This is a genomic window from Sphingobacterium sp. UBA3549, from assembly GCF_002376635.1.
Lineage (GTDB): Bacteria > Bacteroidota > Bacteroidia > Sphingobacteriales > Sphingobacteriaceae > Sphingobacterium.
The window spans coordinates 1-17,417 of the sequence record NZ_DFOE01000029.1 but is presented as its reverse complement, the minus strand read 5'-3'; the positions used below and the strand labels follow the sequence as shown (position 1 = coordinate 17,417).

The window sequence follows — 17,417 nt, the reverse complement described above, 5'->3', positions numbered from 1 at the left end:
AATGATACGAAGATTACTTGTATTTGGTTCATTGGGCGTCATCCTGATCTTACTGTCTTTTGTGCAGGATCAGGATATTCCTGATATTGCCTTATGGCGCAAATTATATTCCTCCGGCGATAGCAAGCGATGGCCGAAACCACATCTGGATGATGATGTAAAGGCAAATTTTGTCGATATTGGCACCTTGCCCAATGTTCAATATCCTGCCGATAATGCGTTTAGCAAGGAAAAGTCGGCGCTGGGAAAAATATTGTTTTTCGATCCCAGGCTTTCGGCAACAAAACAGTTGGCCTGTGTGAGCTGTCATGATCCGCAACTGGGCTGGGGCGATGGCAAGAGTCTGGCCCATGGACATAGTCGACGGGTAGGAAAACGAAATGCCATGACCCTCTACAATGTCGGTTACTACCGCTCCTTCTTCTGGGACGGACGGTCATCTTCCTTGGAAGCGCAGGTATTATTTCCGCTGACCGACAGTGTGGAGATGAACACCGACCACCAAGTAGCTGTGCGCCATATTCAGGAGATCGCTGGTTATGCACCGTTGTTCCAATCGGCCTTTGGAGACAGCACGGTCAGTATCTTGCGTATTCAACAGGCGATTGCAACTTTTGAAAGGGGCATTCGTAGTTATAACAGCAAGTTTGACCGCTTTGTTCAGGGAAATAAGAATGCTATGACGGATGAAGAGGTATGGGGGCTGCATCTTTTTCGGACAAAAGCACGCTGTATCAACTGTCACAATACGCCTTTATTTTCAGATAATCAGTTTCACAACGATGGACAGACGTTATATGGTACCAAGCAGCAGGATTTCGGCCATTACCATATTAGCGGTAAACAGGAAGACATAGGCGCATTCCGGACGCCTTCATTGCGGGAGATTACGCTAACTGGCCCCTGGATGCACCACGGTAATTTTCCAACGCTGTTAGATGTCGTACAGCTCTATAATCTCGGTAATCCCGAACCAATACAACGCAGCGTTACGATAGACCCAAAAACAAGGCCTATACATTCGGCAAAGCTGAAAAAGCTAAACCTTACGAATGAAGAGATTAACGCTGTGCTTAAATTTCTGGGAGCGATCAGTGGTAGTACGCAACAACGTATGATGACTCCAAAATTGCCCGAATAAAAAAATCCTCATCTTGCGATGAGGATTTTCATATCCTTTTCTATTTGACAACCTTTTCTATAGCTCTTTCCTGTTGTCATCGGATTCAATATCAATCAGTTTATTGTAAGGATCTATGCCTACCTGTTCGGGCTTTTGATCAACAACTAGCGTCAGGGTATTATTGATCCGATCAATTCTATGCTTTTTGAGATAAAGTTCCTGCCGGTTGTTTCCACCTTTACCTTTTTTACTGGAGAAAATACCAACTTCAATATAATCTGCAAGAGGCAAAGACTTTATTGTCAGCCGATCTGATTTTTTAAATGACAGCGCCTGCCCCCCTGCGTCGATATAGCTCTTTTTCCCATTGCCATCCACGCGATATTTAGAAACTTCAAACTGAATATCAACCTGATATTTGCCATTTTTAAGTTTCTTGGCGCTCACTTTGTCAACTTTATTGTTATACAAAGTAATCGTTTCAAACATATCCTTGATCAGGTAACGCAGTGAGTCTGGAGTTACCTGCCTAAAGCTATCCACAAACTCGGTTGAGGTTGTGTATGGCGGATTTTGGAAAGCTGTGCGTTGCAAATAAGCTCGCGCAGTACGATTAAAAACATCCTCTCCCAGGTAATCGCTCAACGCATAAAGCACCAAAGACCCTTTTTGGTAATGGATGTACATTTGATTTTCATTGTACATCAATGGCTTCTCGCCTAGTTTTTCGGCACTTCGCCCCTGCAAATAGCCGTCGAGTGCATCTTTAAGAAACTTACGCATCTGCCCTTTGCCATATCTTTTTTCCAAAACCTTGAGCGATGAATATTCAGACATACTTTCGGACAATAAGGTCGCGCCTTGCACATTAGCCCCTACCACCTGATGGGCCCACCATTGATGGGCTATCTCATGTGCTGTTACTGCATAAGGATAATCAACTGCATCATCCTTCTTCTCATCAACATCGGCAATAAAACCGATTGCCTCAGAAAAAGGAATGGTATTGGCAAAAGACTGCGCAAACGTTCCAGCGGTACGCGGAAATTCAATAATACGCAATTGCCGATGTGGATAGGCACTATATTCTTTCGTATAGTAAGCCAGAGAGGCTTTACTAGAAGCCATCATACGATCGAGGTTGTAGATATGCCCTTTGTGGTAGTAAATTTCGAGGTTAACACCATTCCACTCGTCTTTTTTGACTTCATACTGCGCCGAATTAAAAGCAAAAAAGTTGAGGATCTCTGAATCCATTTTATACTGATAATACTTGCGGCCATCTTTTTCCCATTCCTTCGTCAGATATCCCGGGGCAATAGCCAACTGATCTTTAGCGGTGCTTACGGTAGCTTCGAAACGGATCCAATCCGCATCGTTGGAGATATAATTATCTTGCAGTGCTCTTCGATCACTCTGCGGGGCCATCCGATTTCGAAACGGTAGACCATACTTCTTGCGCACATCATTATCCACCAGCTCGCCCCGGTCCAGATAGCCTATATTCGGAAAAAGCATATTATTGATAAAAGTACCATTTCCTTTCACTGGTGACTTTTCATTTATCCAGGTATTGGCTGGACTTTCCGTACTAAATTTCAACACAATGGAATCTCCCGGAGCCATGGGCTTATCGAGCTTATAAATATTAAAATTATATATATCGTCGGCAGAAAGCAGCTTATTTGGCACATTGAAAGAAAATTGATAATCGTAATCATTATAATTGACAAAAATAGAATCGATAGCGATATTGGTCTTATTTTTCAGTACATACGCTGCTGTTGCTTTAAAACTACGCGTATCCGGAAAAATATCGAGATTAAACTTAATATCCACGACGCGTGGCTGCGGGCGATATTGATATTTCTTATATTTCTTTTCCCATTCGACGGACTGTTTTTCATGATCCAAACTTGTATAATAGGGGTTTTTGACGTGGTTTTCGTAGTATATTGCACTGCCGATACCAACAAAACCTAAGAAAGCGATCACCACTATCGCACCTGCCGTCGGGCTCCAGTTGGCCCTAAGAATAGCCCAACGCTCCCTAAAGCCCGAAAAACTACCTCTCCGCCACAATAATAGTGCGAGCGTAGCAAAAACAACCGCGAAGAGCAGCCAATAGATCCGATACGTTAAAAAGGGAAGTACATAACCAAACCCGTCCATATCGGAGTAGTCAAGATCTGGCCCCTGATTAAACTGATAGATTTCCTGTTCAACTCCGACCATAGACAAAAATGGCAATCCAATAAATAAGGTCAGCAGTACAAAAAATCCAGCCAGGTAGTTTTTGAAAACCGTATGGACAAACAATGAAATAAAAAGCCATACCACATTGGACAGCATACCATAGACCATCAAATGCAGCACATATTGTTTGATTTCAAAATTGTAATAACGATGGTAAACCTGAAAAGCCATACAGGTTAAGATCACGACGCCCAACAGGGTCAACTGCATCAGCAGGACAGCAATAATTTTAGATCCCATAAAAGCCCAGTTGGGAGCTGCTGTGGTGTCCAGTAGTCCCGCCATCCGCGTAATGGTTCCACGGTGGACTAAAAGCCCCATAAAAAGAAAAGTCAGGATCAGCAGGAAAAACTTAAACGTACTCCCCGGGATCATCAGCATTTTCCAGGTAACGGGATAAGTCGACGTTCCAAATATCGAGCCAATGGTGCTTGCCATCAAGATAATGAACAAAACCCCTACTAAAGTCAATATTAAAAACACCGGATTTTTGACGATATAGCGATAGTCATATCGCGCCATTGTCCATGTCGTTTTCAAATAATGAAATGTCGAAAAATCATAGCTGACCTTAGGCAAATTGATCCGGAAGATACTGTCAAAGTTATTCTTTGTCAACCAAGCTCCTTTTTTTGACGATTTAAAGGAAATCGAATGTTGCGAAAATGAAAATAACATGTAAAACCCACCAATGAATAATGCTGCTACAGCGAGCCAAATGAGGCGGTTATAAATAACTGCTCCGGTAAAAGGCAGATTGTTGACATTCTTCTCATCTGGCGACCAGTACTGAGTATAATACGAGATGGCACTATCGCCAAACGGATCGATCAATGCACCGACAAAACGATTGTCCATGTTGTTTGCCAGACTTTGAACAAGCACCTGAAGAATAATAAGGATCAGCACGGCAACAAAACCAACGTATACGTTTCTTGTCAATGTTACGAGTACGAAGATAATGGCACTAAAAATAACCAGATTGGGAATAACCTGTACGATATAAGTCTGTAGATAAGCCCAAATATCAATCGGCCCCAACAAAGATTGATTGATGCCGGGTACAAATTGTGCCACAACAATACCAAGGGTTGACGCCAATACAATAACCAATACCACGGCTACCGACCCAAAGAATTTGCCCAACAGGTAATCCGTTTTTGAAAAGGGGTAACTGAACAGTATCGTATGCACCTGATACTGAAAATCACGATAGACACAGGCTCCAACAATGGAAGGAATCAAAAAATAAATAATTGTTGACATCCCATTGACCATACCATTAATTGCCCAAGGTGAGTTTCGGATGGTGTTGGATGAAGTGGTCGCCGTTACACCGTCAAAGATGCCCAGCGATGAAAGCATGATAAACAGCGAGAGTGCAAAGAACAGCGCCATGTAGATATAGACGGCCGAACTTTTAAACCAGCGCGTAAATTCAAAATTAAAGATAGCTTTAAACATGGCGTTGATCATTTTTTAGCGCAACAAAATAGACATCCTCCAATTGACCTTGGGCATTCACAAATGACTCATCCGGACGCTCATCACTGTGCACCCGAATGTTGAGCGTATTGTCCTGATTGTAATTGGTCGAAATGACGTTAAACTTCTGAGTATACTCGTCCAATTGATCTCTACTGATGATACGCACCCAGATCTTGCCCTCCAATTGGTCGATCGATTCTTTCGGAGTACCTCTCAAAAGGATCTTACCACCATTTAGAATAGCTAACTCATGACATAATTCCCGTACATCATCGACAATATGGGTAGAAAAAATAACCGTATGATCTGTACCTATTTCCCGTAGGACATTCAAAAAGCGATGTCTTTCCGCTGGGTCAAGTCCCGCGGTTGGCTCATCAACGATAATTAATTTTGGATCATTCAGCAACAACTGTGCAATACCAAAACGTTGTTTCATGCCCCCCGAGTAACCGCTTACACTTTTATTGCGCACGTCCCAAAGATTGGTCACTTCAAGAACGCGATTGATAATAGCATTGCGGTCCGCTTTGGATTTGATTCCTTTAAGTTTCGCAAAGTATTGCAGCAGATCGGAAGCGGAGAGGTTGGGATAAACACCAAATTCCTGAGGCAGGTAACCCAAAACTTTCCTCAAATCCAGCTGATTTTTCAACACATCGATATCGCCGAAAGTGATACGGCCACTGTCGGGTTTCTGAAGCGTAGCGATCGTCCGCATTAAAGAAGACTTACCCGCACCATTCGGGCCCAGCAAACCAAACATTCCGGGTCTGATTTCCAAGTCTACATTGTCTAACGCTTTGACCCCATTCGAATAGGTCTTACTAAGGGTTTCTATGGATAAATTCATAATTAATTTTAACTGTTAATAGTAGGTTAGTATACCAAAACAATGATATGTTACATGAATATAGTAAAAGTTAAAAACAAACGAAAAGGAAAGACCAAAATACCCACACCCACCCTGCCTGTAAACAACTGAGCCACTCCGGGGGAGTGGCTCAGTCATTGGTCGCGATGGCTATTTTAGCATCATCTCGCGGATATACTTCACTGGCGAATTTCCAAAACTCAGGAACGTCTCATGGAACTTTTTCAAATTAAACTGTTTCCCTTCTTTTTGCTTAACAGCCTCTCGAAGTTCATAGATTTCTTTATACCCAGTATAATAAGAAGTCAGCTGAACACTGCTTACCGACACACGTTTCCATTTACCCGCTGCTTCGGCCTGTTGTTGGAAGGCTTCATCCACCAACAGATGCATAGCGTCTTTCTCGCTCATATTCTTCACATGTACGCTGTAGTCCAATATGGCATTGCAAACTGCACGCAGATGCCATTTATACCACATCAACCACATTTCGGGCGCATTGTCACCGTAACCGTTTTCCAGCATCATCTGCTCGGTATACACTGCCCAACCTTCAATCATAGCACCATTTCCTAAAATACTCTTGATGAGACTTGGCGATTGGTTGGCATACACCAATTGGGTGTAATGCCCCGGAATAGCTTCGTGGATATTGAGTATCTGCAGGATGTAATGGTTATATTCTCTCAGATAACTCTCCTTAGCCTCTTTCGTCCAGCCACTTAGACTACCGACATTATAATAAGTGTTACCTCCTTTATCATATGGCCCCGGCGCACTGATTGATGCGCCCGCGACACCAGCCATATAGGCGGGCTCTTTGCGCACCACGAGCGGTTTACTCTCGTCGATATATAGTAAATCTTTCTGTTTGACAAAAGCGACCAATTTAGGTATCTGCGCTTCGATAGCCGACTGAAAGTCTTCTGCTTTGACATGATTTACCGAAAGGGTATCGATCATTTTTCGGATGACAGCCAAACTATCTGCAGGCACAGCTGATTTCCCAAAATACTTTGGCCAAAGTTCCTTGCTGATTTTATACATTTCGCCATGCAAATAAGTTTTCCTTGCAAGCGCAGCCTGATAAACCTGTTCGGCAGTGGATCCAGACTGTATATCAAAATCGAATTTTTTGTCGTAAAGCGCTTTTCCCAATCTAAAACTCCGTGGCGACGGATTAGGCGTCACTTTTAAAAACTGTACATACCCGTTTATCGCCGCAACAGCTTGCTGGGATGCCTTCCCAATGGCTTCTTTTTCCGCAATTGATAGATCTGATTTTTTCAGTGAATCCAGTAAGTCGCTTTCAAAAACAGATAATCCGCCCAAATTCTGTTGAATGGCCAAATCGGTCAATACCTGAGCTGGATTTTTAAGCTGTTTCTTTGCAGCCTCATAATAGGCCGGAATTTTTATTAAACGCTGTTGAATGGCTTTAAGCCGCGTCGATAACGGTGCATAACGCTCTGCGAGCATAAAAGCGATTGTCCCTCCAACGTTGTAAGACGACGGGTTCCATTCATAGGCACGCTCTTGCTCTATCGACCAAATATTTGATTCAAGATAATTTTTAATCAAATGATAATCTGTCTGTTGCGATAAATTCAAAGAACTCAAATCAAAGCTTTTTAGGCTGTCCAACTGGTTCTTTGAAAATTCTAGCCGTCGCTTTCTGGCATTCGCATCTGGTATGGTTAATAGAGAATCATACTGATGAAAACCAACTTGGGTAGCCCATTCTGGATTTTCTTTCCAAAGCTGCAGAATAAAACGGTCTTCATACGATTTAAAATTTTCATTCGTAGCGGTATCAGCAACAGTTTGACTGTTATGAGCTCCTGATCCACAGGAAGCCATCAGCCCCAGTCCAGCGATAGCAAGGGTATATATTTTAAGTTTCATTGGAGTAATTTGGCTAAAATTAACAAAAAAAAACGAGCCATTACTTTTGCTTGTCCCAATAAGATAAAAACAGTTGATGCAGTTCTGAAGGCTTCAGATCAATGGTTGACGCCGAATACATGATATTTAATTCCTGAGCAGATTCCTGATAGGCCATCTTCCATAGTAGTGATGGTAGTCTATCTTTATACATACCTGAATTTTTTAGGGTAACAATGATCATGGTATCCCCACCCACTTTCTCTAAATCAATAGACTTTACATCTTGCCAATTCCCTTGACCAAAAGCTTTTGCCAATGGCGTAGTTTTTCCGAAAAAATATTTTTCACTAAGAACAATCTGGGCTGATTTATCCCGAAGACTCAGCAAGTTTACAATCAACAAGATGAGAAGTACCAACAATACTCCTGCAGAAAAGATCGTGGGCTTAGCTTTAAAAACTCCATCAAACAATCCAATACTATAAAGTAATATGATTAAGAGTAGCAAACAAAATGCTGCTGAAATTAGCAGCATTTGTGTTGTTTTTCGCTTATTTCTGTAAAGATGTGTTTCATTCATCAGTTAGTTTCCCCAATTCACGTTTAGGTTGTGCTTTTCTGCGTAAGCTTTCCCTAAGGTATATACATTGTCGAAAGCACTATTGATTTCGGGCATGTCATTCTTCTCAATCTTTTGGAGTAAAGCCTGCTTTTCTTCAGCCGAACCTTTACGATCACATAACTTTGCATAGGCCGTATATTCATTTTTATAAACGGGCAGGACTTTCTCGAATAATGCAATAGACTGTTCTTTCAATGCTTTCGCTTCCGCATCGGAAACATTCAGCTCTTTGATATCCTTTAAAGCCTTTTCGACAACCTGAATCTTAATCTCAACTGACTTTTGAGCTTCATCGCCCACTTTCTTACTGGAAGGCATGTCCGCAAATTCCACAGTCTCCTGCTCGAGGCTTTTGCCGTAGCGCTCAGGCGCAAAATCCGCAATAAGATTGGTATTTAAAACAACTTTTCCGAAAAACTTATCCGGACTGGGAGATTGACAAGCCGTAAAAAACATGCTCGACAACATAAGAATAATAACTAGTAACTGCTTCATATATACATATTGTTTGTTCCCAAAATAATTAATAATTATGAAACAGGCAAAATATGTAGTCCTCTGACTGTCGCATACACTTTCAACCAGTTGCCCCTTTTCAATGATAAAAGAAGAGATATGAACGATAAGTATTGTACAAAATGTTAATTTTTAATACCTTAGCAATTAACATACAAGAGATTAAAAAAAGTCATTATGGGCTATGATATTAGTTACCACCCGATCTCAGAAAAACAAATAGAAACGTGGTATTTTGATTTACTCCAAAATCCCGAAAAGCTTGAGGAAATATCCACATTTCATCAGCTCGAAGACTTCTATAAAACCAAGTACCAAGACACTTTAAATGCGGGCCGTGAAACCGGAAAAAATGATTATTTTGACAAGACCCACGGTTTTTTTATAGCGGTGGTACAAGGTTTTTTCGAAAAGTACTTTTATGTTCGCGGCGGAGCTTTGTCCTTCTCCCAAAATGAACATTTGTCTGTCTATTACAAAAGATGGGAAGAATTTATACAACCAGAATTCCTAACCAATACGATCGAAAATAGGCTTGTTGAAAACTATTGCTCGGGTGTCTTTATTCCAGCAGAGAAAACCGCTCAATTATGGATAGACTATCATCATAACCCAGCCATCAGGGCTGAATTAGATACACTTTTTTCAGAGAACCGGATTTCAATTTTTCTCGATGCATTGCAATATGCCAAGGAGCGAAATCTCGGCGTTTTGGAAGCAACCGAAGTCGTAGAACCACAACCTTTTGACCTGAATGAATCGAAAAGTTACTCCAACCTGTTTAACTGTGACAAAGCAGGTCTACTCTTATATCAGGCTACAGCTTTAAAACAGATTCAGGATATAGCACAACGCAGCGGACTTCCTGAAAATGAGGCTTTGCCAAATGTCAAGACTGATACGATACATGTGCAGCCGGAGAAGCCTGAAACGACCGAAAACTTTCCAAACAGTAAAAAAAGAAATTTCTGGAACAGGTTATTTGGAAAAGATTAAACCAGCTATTTTGCGCTCAATAATAACACTGTTTTCAACACTTATGATGATTTCTGGCATATACGTGTATCACGTCGAATCTGAATCCAGCACACTGATTTGACTATATTCTTCTTCGCATTATAACTGCTCATTCTATTATGATTTTAATTCTTCTTTTCATTATAATCACGCTTTTCGGAATTTTATATCTGCTGCGCGCGCTCGTGAAAAAACAACAGCGGGATGTATCCTTTGTTGAATATACCGTTGTCACTGCTTACCTTTTAGCGCTGCTGCTTGCGGGGATTGGTTTTGTATTCCATTCGAGCCAATATAACCAACCCGTGGACCCTGTGGATGGAGACTGCTATATTCCCTTCGGCGGCAAACACATCTTATCGCTGTTTATCTATTTCGTTGCATTCAATATTTCAGCAGCTACCATCTGGATAAAAGGGCGAAGAATTCCACCCATACCTCTCGTTATGATGCTGGTGATGTTATTGATAGGCAGCGTAATGAGTGTATTTGTACTTATTCAGGTCAGTCACCACGATACATCCACACTGGATATGTATGTTGGCAATGAAGGAACTTTATACTTTATTTTTACACCAATTTGCAGCTTAATTATCGGTGTCGGATTAATCCGTAGAGTCATCGTAGAAGAAAAGGGTTACGCCATGAACAGAACTTACACCAATCCCACCCTCAACAAGATCAATACCTTACTTTCTTCCAAGCTGAATTATCCCTTATGGGCTATTGTATTACTTGTTCCGGTCTTTCTGATACTGACCCTCATCCTCATCTTATTGGGGCAGGATCACGATTCCATGGCGAAAGTTTTCACGGAGACAACTACTTGGGCATTTTCACAAAAAATGCATCCTCCCATTTTGGATCATAAAGGACATTATTTATGCACAGTCGCCGCGAAAGGTAATCCTGCCCTTGTAAAACCGTTGAGATTAGGCAAAAGGCACGGCAATACCATTATCGTCAATAGACAGCTTCAGATTGCCAATGCGTTTGAAGAAATTTTGAGTGATCTATCACCTTCGATACACCGGTTTGTGCGGTATTGCTATGATAAATATGGTTTCAACATCTCCATCAAAATCAATTCAACCGGTGCATCAAATATGACTTATATTTTAATGAAACCCTTAGAATATATATTTCTATTTTTCTTATATATGCTTTATATCGAACCCGAGAAGAAAATTGCCAAACAATACAACTAATATCTTCGCGCCCCGATCTGTTATTTACGAAAATGACCTATAATCGAAAGCAAACGTGGGAGTAAGCTTTATTCATTTTTAAATATCGGTCTTAGTAACTGATATTGTAGGCCCAATCGGAATACATTTAGTCGTGCCGCACCAAGGTCGCTACCCAGCATCTGTCCGGTATAATCCTTCAATCCCCATGAATAACCGGCAAACACGGTATAGCGGTCATAATTTACGTTAAATTGTAAACGTGGCCGCAGATCCATATCAATTACTTTACCTCTGTCACGATCAAATGTTGTTTTATTTCCCTGTTTATCCTCAATACTACCTTTTTCCTTGATGCTCAATACTTTGGCAATATCCATCCCCAGCTGAATATCCATCGTCATGGGTTCAAAAAAGACGCGATAACCGACAAACGGATTAAAATTGATAAACTGTTGATTAAGTTGGGTTTGACCACGGCTTCCATTCATAAATTCGCTTCCCTCCAAATCAATCTTTGTCTGCAATCTTTCGTAGGCGCCTTCTAGACCTAATATCAAATTGTTGGCAAAAATATAACGGTAGTCTAAAGCCCCACCTATGTTTATTCCATATTTTTTTCCATAGGGATTACTGGTATAAAAGTCCTGCTGCGTGGATCCAATCAACGTGCTCTTGGCCTCACTCCCTTCTCCCGTAAAGTTGGATACCCCAGAAGTAACCCCCACACGTAGTTCGTGCGTTTGCGAAAAAGCTATAAAATGAGTTACACCGGCAAAAAGCCCGACAAGTAAAAGTCTCTTCATCATAAACTAAATAATAATTAAAATCGCTAAAAAATTATATACATCCGATTACTAAAAGTAAGAAATTTTATGTGATTGTACTTATTTCACCCCTTTCTTTTTCTGTTGACATATTGCGTATTGATCCAAATCGTTCAACGGCGCCCCTTCATGATGAAAACATGCAGAGAGTATATCGCTGTATTTATTAAACTACATCAATGGAAATGAATCAGTTCATGTTTACTTTTGTTCATTATGAAGACCTTAACATTTCTCCTATTTGGCAAAAATGAAGAAATTTTGCTTACGCTAAAAAGAATCATTGAGAGCACTCCTATGTGGAACGCAACATTACTGCAAGAGTTGGATAGTTGTAAAAAGCAGCTAATTAATCATCCTGTAGATGTATTATTATTAAGCTCGGGGCTCTCGCTGCAGGAAGAACAAGAAATAACGGATTATCTTTCGCAACTCCCTTATTCCATCGGCCTGATTACCCATTATGGTGGCGGCAGCGGGATTTTGAAAAATGAAATTTATACGCTGTTTCCAGACTTACTGCCAGGTTAATGCAACTTTGAGCAGCGCAATATGAGAACGATACAACTGGAAACCGCTAAAATGTTTCTTTATTGAACTAGATCAATGGCGATCGGCTACTAAAAGGCTAATTTTGGATACTAAATAAAATGATCATGAACAAACAGAACTTTATAAAAAAGGGACTTTTAGGTTCCGGAATATTTACATCGAAAGAATCTTCAGCTGATATCTTGAAAAATGATATCGACGAGATAAGCCCCCTTGAAACTTTGAATGTGGAAGATACAAACTATCCATCAGACAAATTGGAAAACCACAGTGTCCTCCATAAAGCAACTACTCGCGGGCATGCGGATCATGGCTGGTTACAAAGCAATCATACGTTTAGTTTCGCCAATTATCACAATCCTGAACGCATGCATTTTGGTGTATTGAGGGTACTCAATGACGATACAGTCGCTGCGGGAAGAGGTTTCGGTAAACATCCCCACGATAATATGGAAATTATCAGCATCCCATTGGAAGGCGACCTGGAACATGAGGACAGCATGGGCAATAAAGCGATTATACGAAAGGGAGATATTCAGGTTATGAGTGCAGGCACTGGCATCATACACAGCGAGTATAATAAAAACACCGATCAGGCAGTCAAATTTCTACAGATTTGGATATACCCTAATCAACGGAATGTGAGTCCGCGATACGATCAAATTACCTTGGATGGTATGCAAAGACAGAATAAATTTCAACAGATTCTCTCGCCAGATCCAGACGATCAAGGGGTATGGATTCATCAGAATGCCTGGTTTTCGATGGGCCATTTTGACCAGGACGTTCAAGTAAAATACCACGTCAAACAGGCCGGTAATGGTGTCTATATTTTTGTGATAAAAGGCAGCGTTAGCGTTGAAGGGCAGGCATTAGAAACCAGAGATGGTTTTGGAATATGGGATGTATCAGAAATCAACATGAAAGTAACCTCGCCGGATACCGAAATCCTGTTGATGGATATCAGTATGGTATTGGACTAACGCAGGGAGCAGATAGCAATGAACAAAACTGGGAGCTTCATAGGCGCCCAGCTTCGTTCATTTGTTGGCTTTTAGAAAGTGACAGCATTTAGCTTTTTATCCACCAAAACACCATCCTTCGCCTGGAGGTTGAAGATGATATTGCGCCTCGCTTTTAATCTAATCTTAAATAAAACCTCCGATCCATTTAAGACCTCTTTGTTGCCTAGATTTACAAAAGTAGGATACAACACCTTACTGCCGTTGGTATGGAGACGATCGTTCGTATAATTGTTCATCTCTTTTAGATGCAAAGGCTCGATACCGACATATTCAAAATCTCCCTGATTATAAGGGAGGGCAAAACTAAGTGCATTGACTGCGTTGAGCTGTTCTCCACGTACACTGATTTCAACTATTTCGCCTAACTTTAAACTCGTTTTTGATGGAACCAATTTCAGTTTACCAGCGACTTTCTCCCCTTTGGCAGGCTTTGCCCCCCCTTCGATGACGACAGCAACGTTGGAAATATCATAAGCATCAATCAGTTTATTTTTATTGACATCACCGTTGCTAACATACCCCTCGAAATCTCCATCTCCAAAGCGCAAGCCCATATAATTAATATAAGATGTTAAATCATTGTGGTCGATCAATCGGTCATTATTGATATCACCCGGTAGGTAGCTTGATGATCCTGGCACTTTAAACACATACAATTCTCTGCCAGAACCAAATCCACCCACAGCTTCAGAAATTGAAAGTTTGATAAATCGTGCGACCGGATGTGATCCAAACGCAAAACGTTTCATTTCGCCATCACGTTTCCAGTCAAAGCTGCCTGCTTCAGTCCAGGTCACCTTGTCATTGCTATAGAAAACTTTTCCTTTCAAAATTATACCATTCCCGCCGTCAGTCCTTGGAAGATACTCAAACTTATCCAATTGATTGACAGATTTTAAATCTAAGGTCATATCAAAAGGAACTGCTGTCTGCCCCCATTTCGTATGCCACATATCTCCCTCATCGTAATTGAACAATTTATGGATACCGTTCCCACCTTGGTTATCAACAGACGTCTCTGCTTTGATGCCATCAATAGCAAACTCCAAGGGGTTAGCTTTTGTTTTTGCCGAAAATGTACTCCAATCTGAAAATCCAGATTTATTGACTGCCCTGATTTTAAACTGATAATCCGTTTGAGCTGCTAGTCCATCAAAAAGCAGTTGCGTGTCCTGGATGGTCGAATAGATCAAGTCATTGCATTCAATTTCATAATAATCAGCATTCACAACCTTTCCCCAAGTTGGATTTAAGGTATACGCTTGCGTATTCTGATCGGTGATTACAGCCTTAGGCGATTCTAAAGCACCTGTTTGGGTTAGATACCTGTCGGCAGGTGCATACGTATAGCCTTCCAATTTGACTTCAACTGCAGTTGATGAGACATCCTGTTTGGCTAGTCGTACCAACAACATCGGATTTTTAACCAATGGTATTTTCTCGAATTCAGATCCCTGGGTTGCAAACTGGTTCAAATTTGGATGTGGATCGTAGAAATAGACATTTTCAGAAGAATTAAATACATCTAAACTGTTTACTTCTTTGAGTTTTATATTTTTTCCATTGATCTTTACTTTCAACGCCTTGGGTGCTTTACTGACGTTAAAACGAATTTCGGTAGACTTCATCATTTCAAAGCCATCAAATTCACCCTCCGTTGGCGCAATTGTAAATAACACGCTATTGCCTGCAAGGTGAGACGTTAGTGTTGTTTGAACACCCTTTCCATAACGATATGCTTCAGTCTTTCCGTCGTCGTCATATTCAACAAAGCTGGAATTTCCGTAGGGATAAACCTCATAGATACGTTGATCTGTTTTGATTTCCTGCACGTTATTGTTCGGATGGGTTACCGGAATAATAGCACCATTTTTAACAAAAACGGGCAGTTTCCAAATGGGAGCGTCAAAATTATTGATGATACGCCCACCTGCATACTTCTCACCGGTAAAATAGTCTATCCATTCACCATCTGGCAGGTAGATACCATTGCGGATATCATTTCCGTTATCATCAACATGAGTTTCCTGATAAATTGGTGCTACAAGAAAACTAGGACCATATAAGTATTGATATTGAGTAGCTTTGCCGAGCGTAAAGCTGTTTGCCTGCTCCAAAAATATGGCACGAATGATGGGCAGTCCATCGATAGCTTGTCTGGCGACGCTATAACTATAGGGAACCAATTGTGACTTTAATTTGAGATACAAACGGTTGATCGACGTAGCGGGCTCACCTAAAGCATGTGGGTATTTCTCATTTGAACCCCAACCATCCATATTCAGTTCCATCGGCGTCCAGGTTTTCCACTGGAAATCACGAATATTAACTTTAAAATTTTTCCCACCAAAGATTCCGTCCATATCGGAGGTAATATTAGGCTGGCCTGAAAGCCCAGACCCGATGTAAGTAGGTATATGGAATCGAATGTACTCCCATACACCGCCCGTTTGGTCACCCGACCAGATAGTAGCATAGCGTTGTGTGCCTGCCCAGCCATCCAATGAAATAATAAATGGACGCGCATTGTTTCCATAATAAGGCATGGTATGCCCGACGTCAGCGACTCCATTGAGGCCAAAAGAATATCCGGGGCCAACCCAGGCAACATCCGTTTTTAGAACCCTGACACCCGCATCCCGCACTTCTTTTACGATATCCCGTTGCAGTAATGCACTTATACTATCTTTGGGATGGAGATCTGACTGTGTCCATAAACCGATTTCGACACCATTTTTACGTGCATAATCGCCAAATTCCTTCAAATTACCGATATTTCCATCTAAGGTTTCCGTTTGTCCATAACCAGCACCATAACCGTCATTCGGAAGGATCCAACCCAAAGGCATATCATGTACCTTATAGCGGTCGATCACGGCGCGTGCTGAAAATTGATAATTGTTTTTCTCCCCGTTCAGGGATTCTTTGATTCCGCCGTTGTCCTTTTGGCTTTCTTTATAACGCTTGCCATCTTCAAATAAAATCCCTTGCTCATCTTCCTTCCAGAAATCGCGATTATAGGCGTTAAGATGGCCTTCATATAATCCAAATTTCGGTAGAAGGATCGGCTTACCCGTCAATTGATAGAAATCATTCAGCAAAGATTTAGCGCCATCATTCACCATAAAAAAGACATCTAAATAGTCGGTATCATGTGTTAATTTTACCGTGCCTTTTGTTTTGGCTCCAAATGTATAATTTCCCTTTTTGAACGTATGCCACATCAAGCCATAACCTTTTGTAGACCAGTAAAAAGGCGTTGGGGAAGCTACACCACCATCTGTCCAGCTATTCTGGTTTTCAATGGCGATTGTGTTCCCCTTATGAGAAAAGCGTCCATTCTGTACACCACCTCCAAAGAAATATTCGTCTGCCTGTTCTTTCAATTCGAGACTGACTTGATGCTGATCAAAATTGATTGGCTTTAAGCTTTCAACGACTACCCTATTGTTTTTACGATTGAGGATACTAAACTGTGAAGTCTGCTTATCCATTGAAAAAAGGATATCTTTGGTGGAGATGCTTACCTTATTTCCTTCATCCTTGACCTCCAGTCCAGTGACAGTTTTGCGGGGCTGCTCTACGAGAATTTTTGCGGCGGGTTTTGCTTCAGGATCACGGATAATACCCCCATGAATATCTTGGAACATTCTAAAAATATGATCGCCATAGAAATCTAAAGTCAACCGTTGATTATTATCGTATACAATCTCTACTGTCGTTGGGTTAATTTTTTGAACGGTGCTAATCTTAGCCGTAGGATCAGCGCGATCTGTACTCAAATAATGGATTGTATTCGTTCGGGCTTCAAGCCTATTGGATTGAAAAATAAAAGGTGAAGCCAATCCTATTAGTAAACTGACCTGTGCTTTTGCGCGCCAAAAAGATATCTTCATGCGTATGATTTATAATGCATTAAATTAACTTAACAATAATACAATAGTAAATCGAAGTAAAAAAGCGATTATGAAATGCAAACGATTGTCCAATAATAATGTTGCGAGAAGGAGGAAATGTTGACAAACGAAAGAAGCCCTTGACTG

Annotated in this window: 12 protein-coding genes; 5 read left to right on the top strand and 7 right to left on the bottom strand. The window is 41.1% G+C overall.

All coding sequences use genetic code 11. The annotated features are described in order from the left end of the window. Position 1 precedes the first annotated feature (1 nt). Complete coding sequence (locus B2W36_RS15180) at positions 2–1,141, top strand: cytochrome-c peroxidase (RefSeq protein ID WP_293888510.1); 1,140 nt, start codon at positions 2–4, stop codon at positions 1,139–1,141. A gap of 57 nt (positions 1,142–1,198) precedes the next feature. Here the strand turns inward: B2W36_RS15180 and B2W36_RS15175 are convergent, their stop codons facing one another. From B2W36_RS15175 to B2W36_RS15155, 5 genes are all read right to left on the bottom strand, one after another. Then, on the bottom strand, positions 1,199–4,843 hold the full coding sequence (locus B2W36_RS15175; RefSeq protein ID WP_293888508.1) for a M1 family aminopeptidase: 3,645 nt from the start codon (positions 4,841–4,843) through the stop codon (positions 1,199–1,201). Then, entirely contained in the window at positions 4,836–5,720 is an 885-nt protein-coding gene (locus B2W36_RS15170; RefSeq protein ID WP_293882988.1) for an ABC transporter ATP-binding protein, read from the bottom strand. The genes B2W36_RS15175 and B2W36_RS15170 overlap by 8 nt, the downstream gene beginning before the upstream one ends. Before the next feature lie 171 nt (positions 5,721–5,891). Next, positions 5,892–7,646: a DUF885 domain-containing protein gene (locus tag B2W36_RS15165; protein WP_293888506.1), complete on the bottom strand. Its 1,755-nt coding sequence runs from the start codon at positions 7,644–7,646 to the stop codon at positions 5,892–5,894. 40 nt (positions 7,647–7,686) lie between these two features. After that, positions 7,687–8,208 (bottom strand): STM3941 family protein, encoded by a 522-nt coding sequence (locus tag B2W36_RS15160; RefSeq protein WP_293888505.1) that lies wholly within the window; start codon positions 8,206–8,208, stop codon positions 7,687–7,689. Positions 8,209–8,211: 3 nt separating this feature from the next. Then, positions 8,212–8,745, bottom strand: coding sequence for a hypothetical protein (locus tag B2W36_RS15155; RefSeq protein ID WP_209577835.1), 534 nt, complete (start codon positions 8,743–8,745; stop codon positions 8,212–8,214). A 198-nt stretch (positions 8,746–8,943) separates the two neighbouring features. On the opposite strand from B2W36_RS15155, the gene B2W36_RS15150 reads away from it, so the two are divergent. Beyond that, complete coding sequence (locus tag B2W36_RS15150; RefSeq protein ID WP_293888503.1) at positions 8,944–9,762, top strand: hypothetical protein; 819 nt, start codon at positions 8,944–8,946, stop codon at positions 9,760–9,762. Between the two features lie 140 nt (positions 9,763–9,902). Continuing rightward, positions 9,903–10,991, top strand: a complete 1,089-nt coding sequence (locus B2W36_RS15145; RefSeq protein WP_293883001.1) for a DUF6688 domain-containing protein — start codon at positions 9,903–9,905, stop codon at positions 10,989–10,991. Between the two features lie 68 nt (positions 10,992–11,059). On the opposite strand, the gene B2W36_RS15140 is transcribed toward B2W36_RS15145, so the two are convergent. Beyond that, on the bottom strand, positions 11,060–11,779 hold the full coding sequence (locus B2W36_RS15140; protein ID WP_293883003.1) for an outer membrane beta-barrel protein: 720 nt from the start codon (positions 11,777–11,779) through the stop codon (positions 11,060–11,062). A gap of 234 nt (positions 11,780–12,013) precedes the next feature. On the opposite strand from B2W36_RS15140, the gene B2W36_RS15135 reads away from it, so the two are divergent. Next, positions 12,014–12,328, top strand: coding sequence for a hypothetical protein (locus tag B2W36_RS15135; protein WP_209577832.1), 315 nt, complete (start codon positions 12,014–12,016; stop codon positions 12,326–12,328). 125 nt (positions 12,329–12,453) lie between these two features. Beyond that, positions 12,454–13,332 (top strand): pirin family protein, encoded by an 879-nt coding sequence (locus B2W36_RS15130; protein WP_293883006.1) that lies wholly within the window; start codon positions 12,454–12,456, stop codon positions 13,330–13,332. A gap of 71 nt (positions 13,333–13,403) precedes the next feature. On the opposite strand, the gene B2W36_RS15125 is transcribed toward B2W36_RS15130, so the two are convergent. Next, positions 13,404–17,270 (bottom strand): TIM-barrel domain-containing protein, encoded by a 3,867-nt coding sequence (locus B2W36_RS15125; protein WP_293888501.1) that lies wholly within the window; start codon positions 17,268–17,270, stop codon positions 13,404–13,406. Positions 17,271–17,417 lie beyond the last annotated feature (147 nt).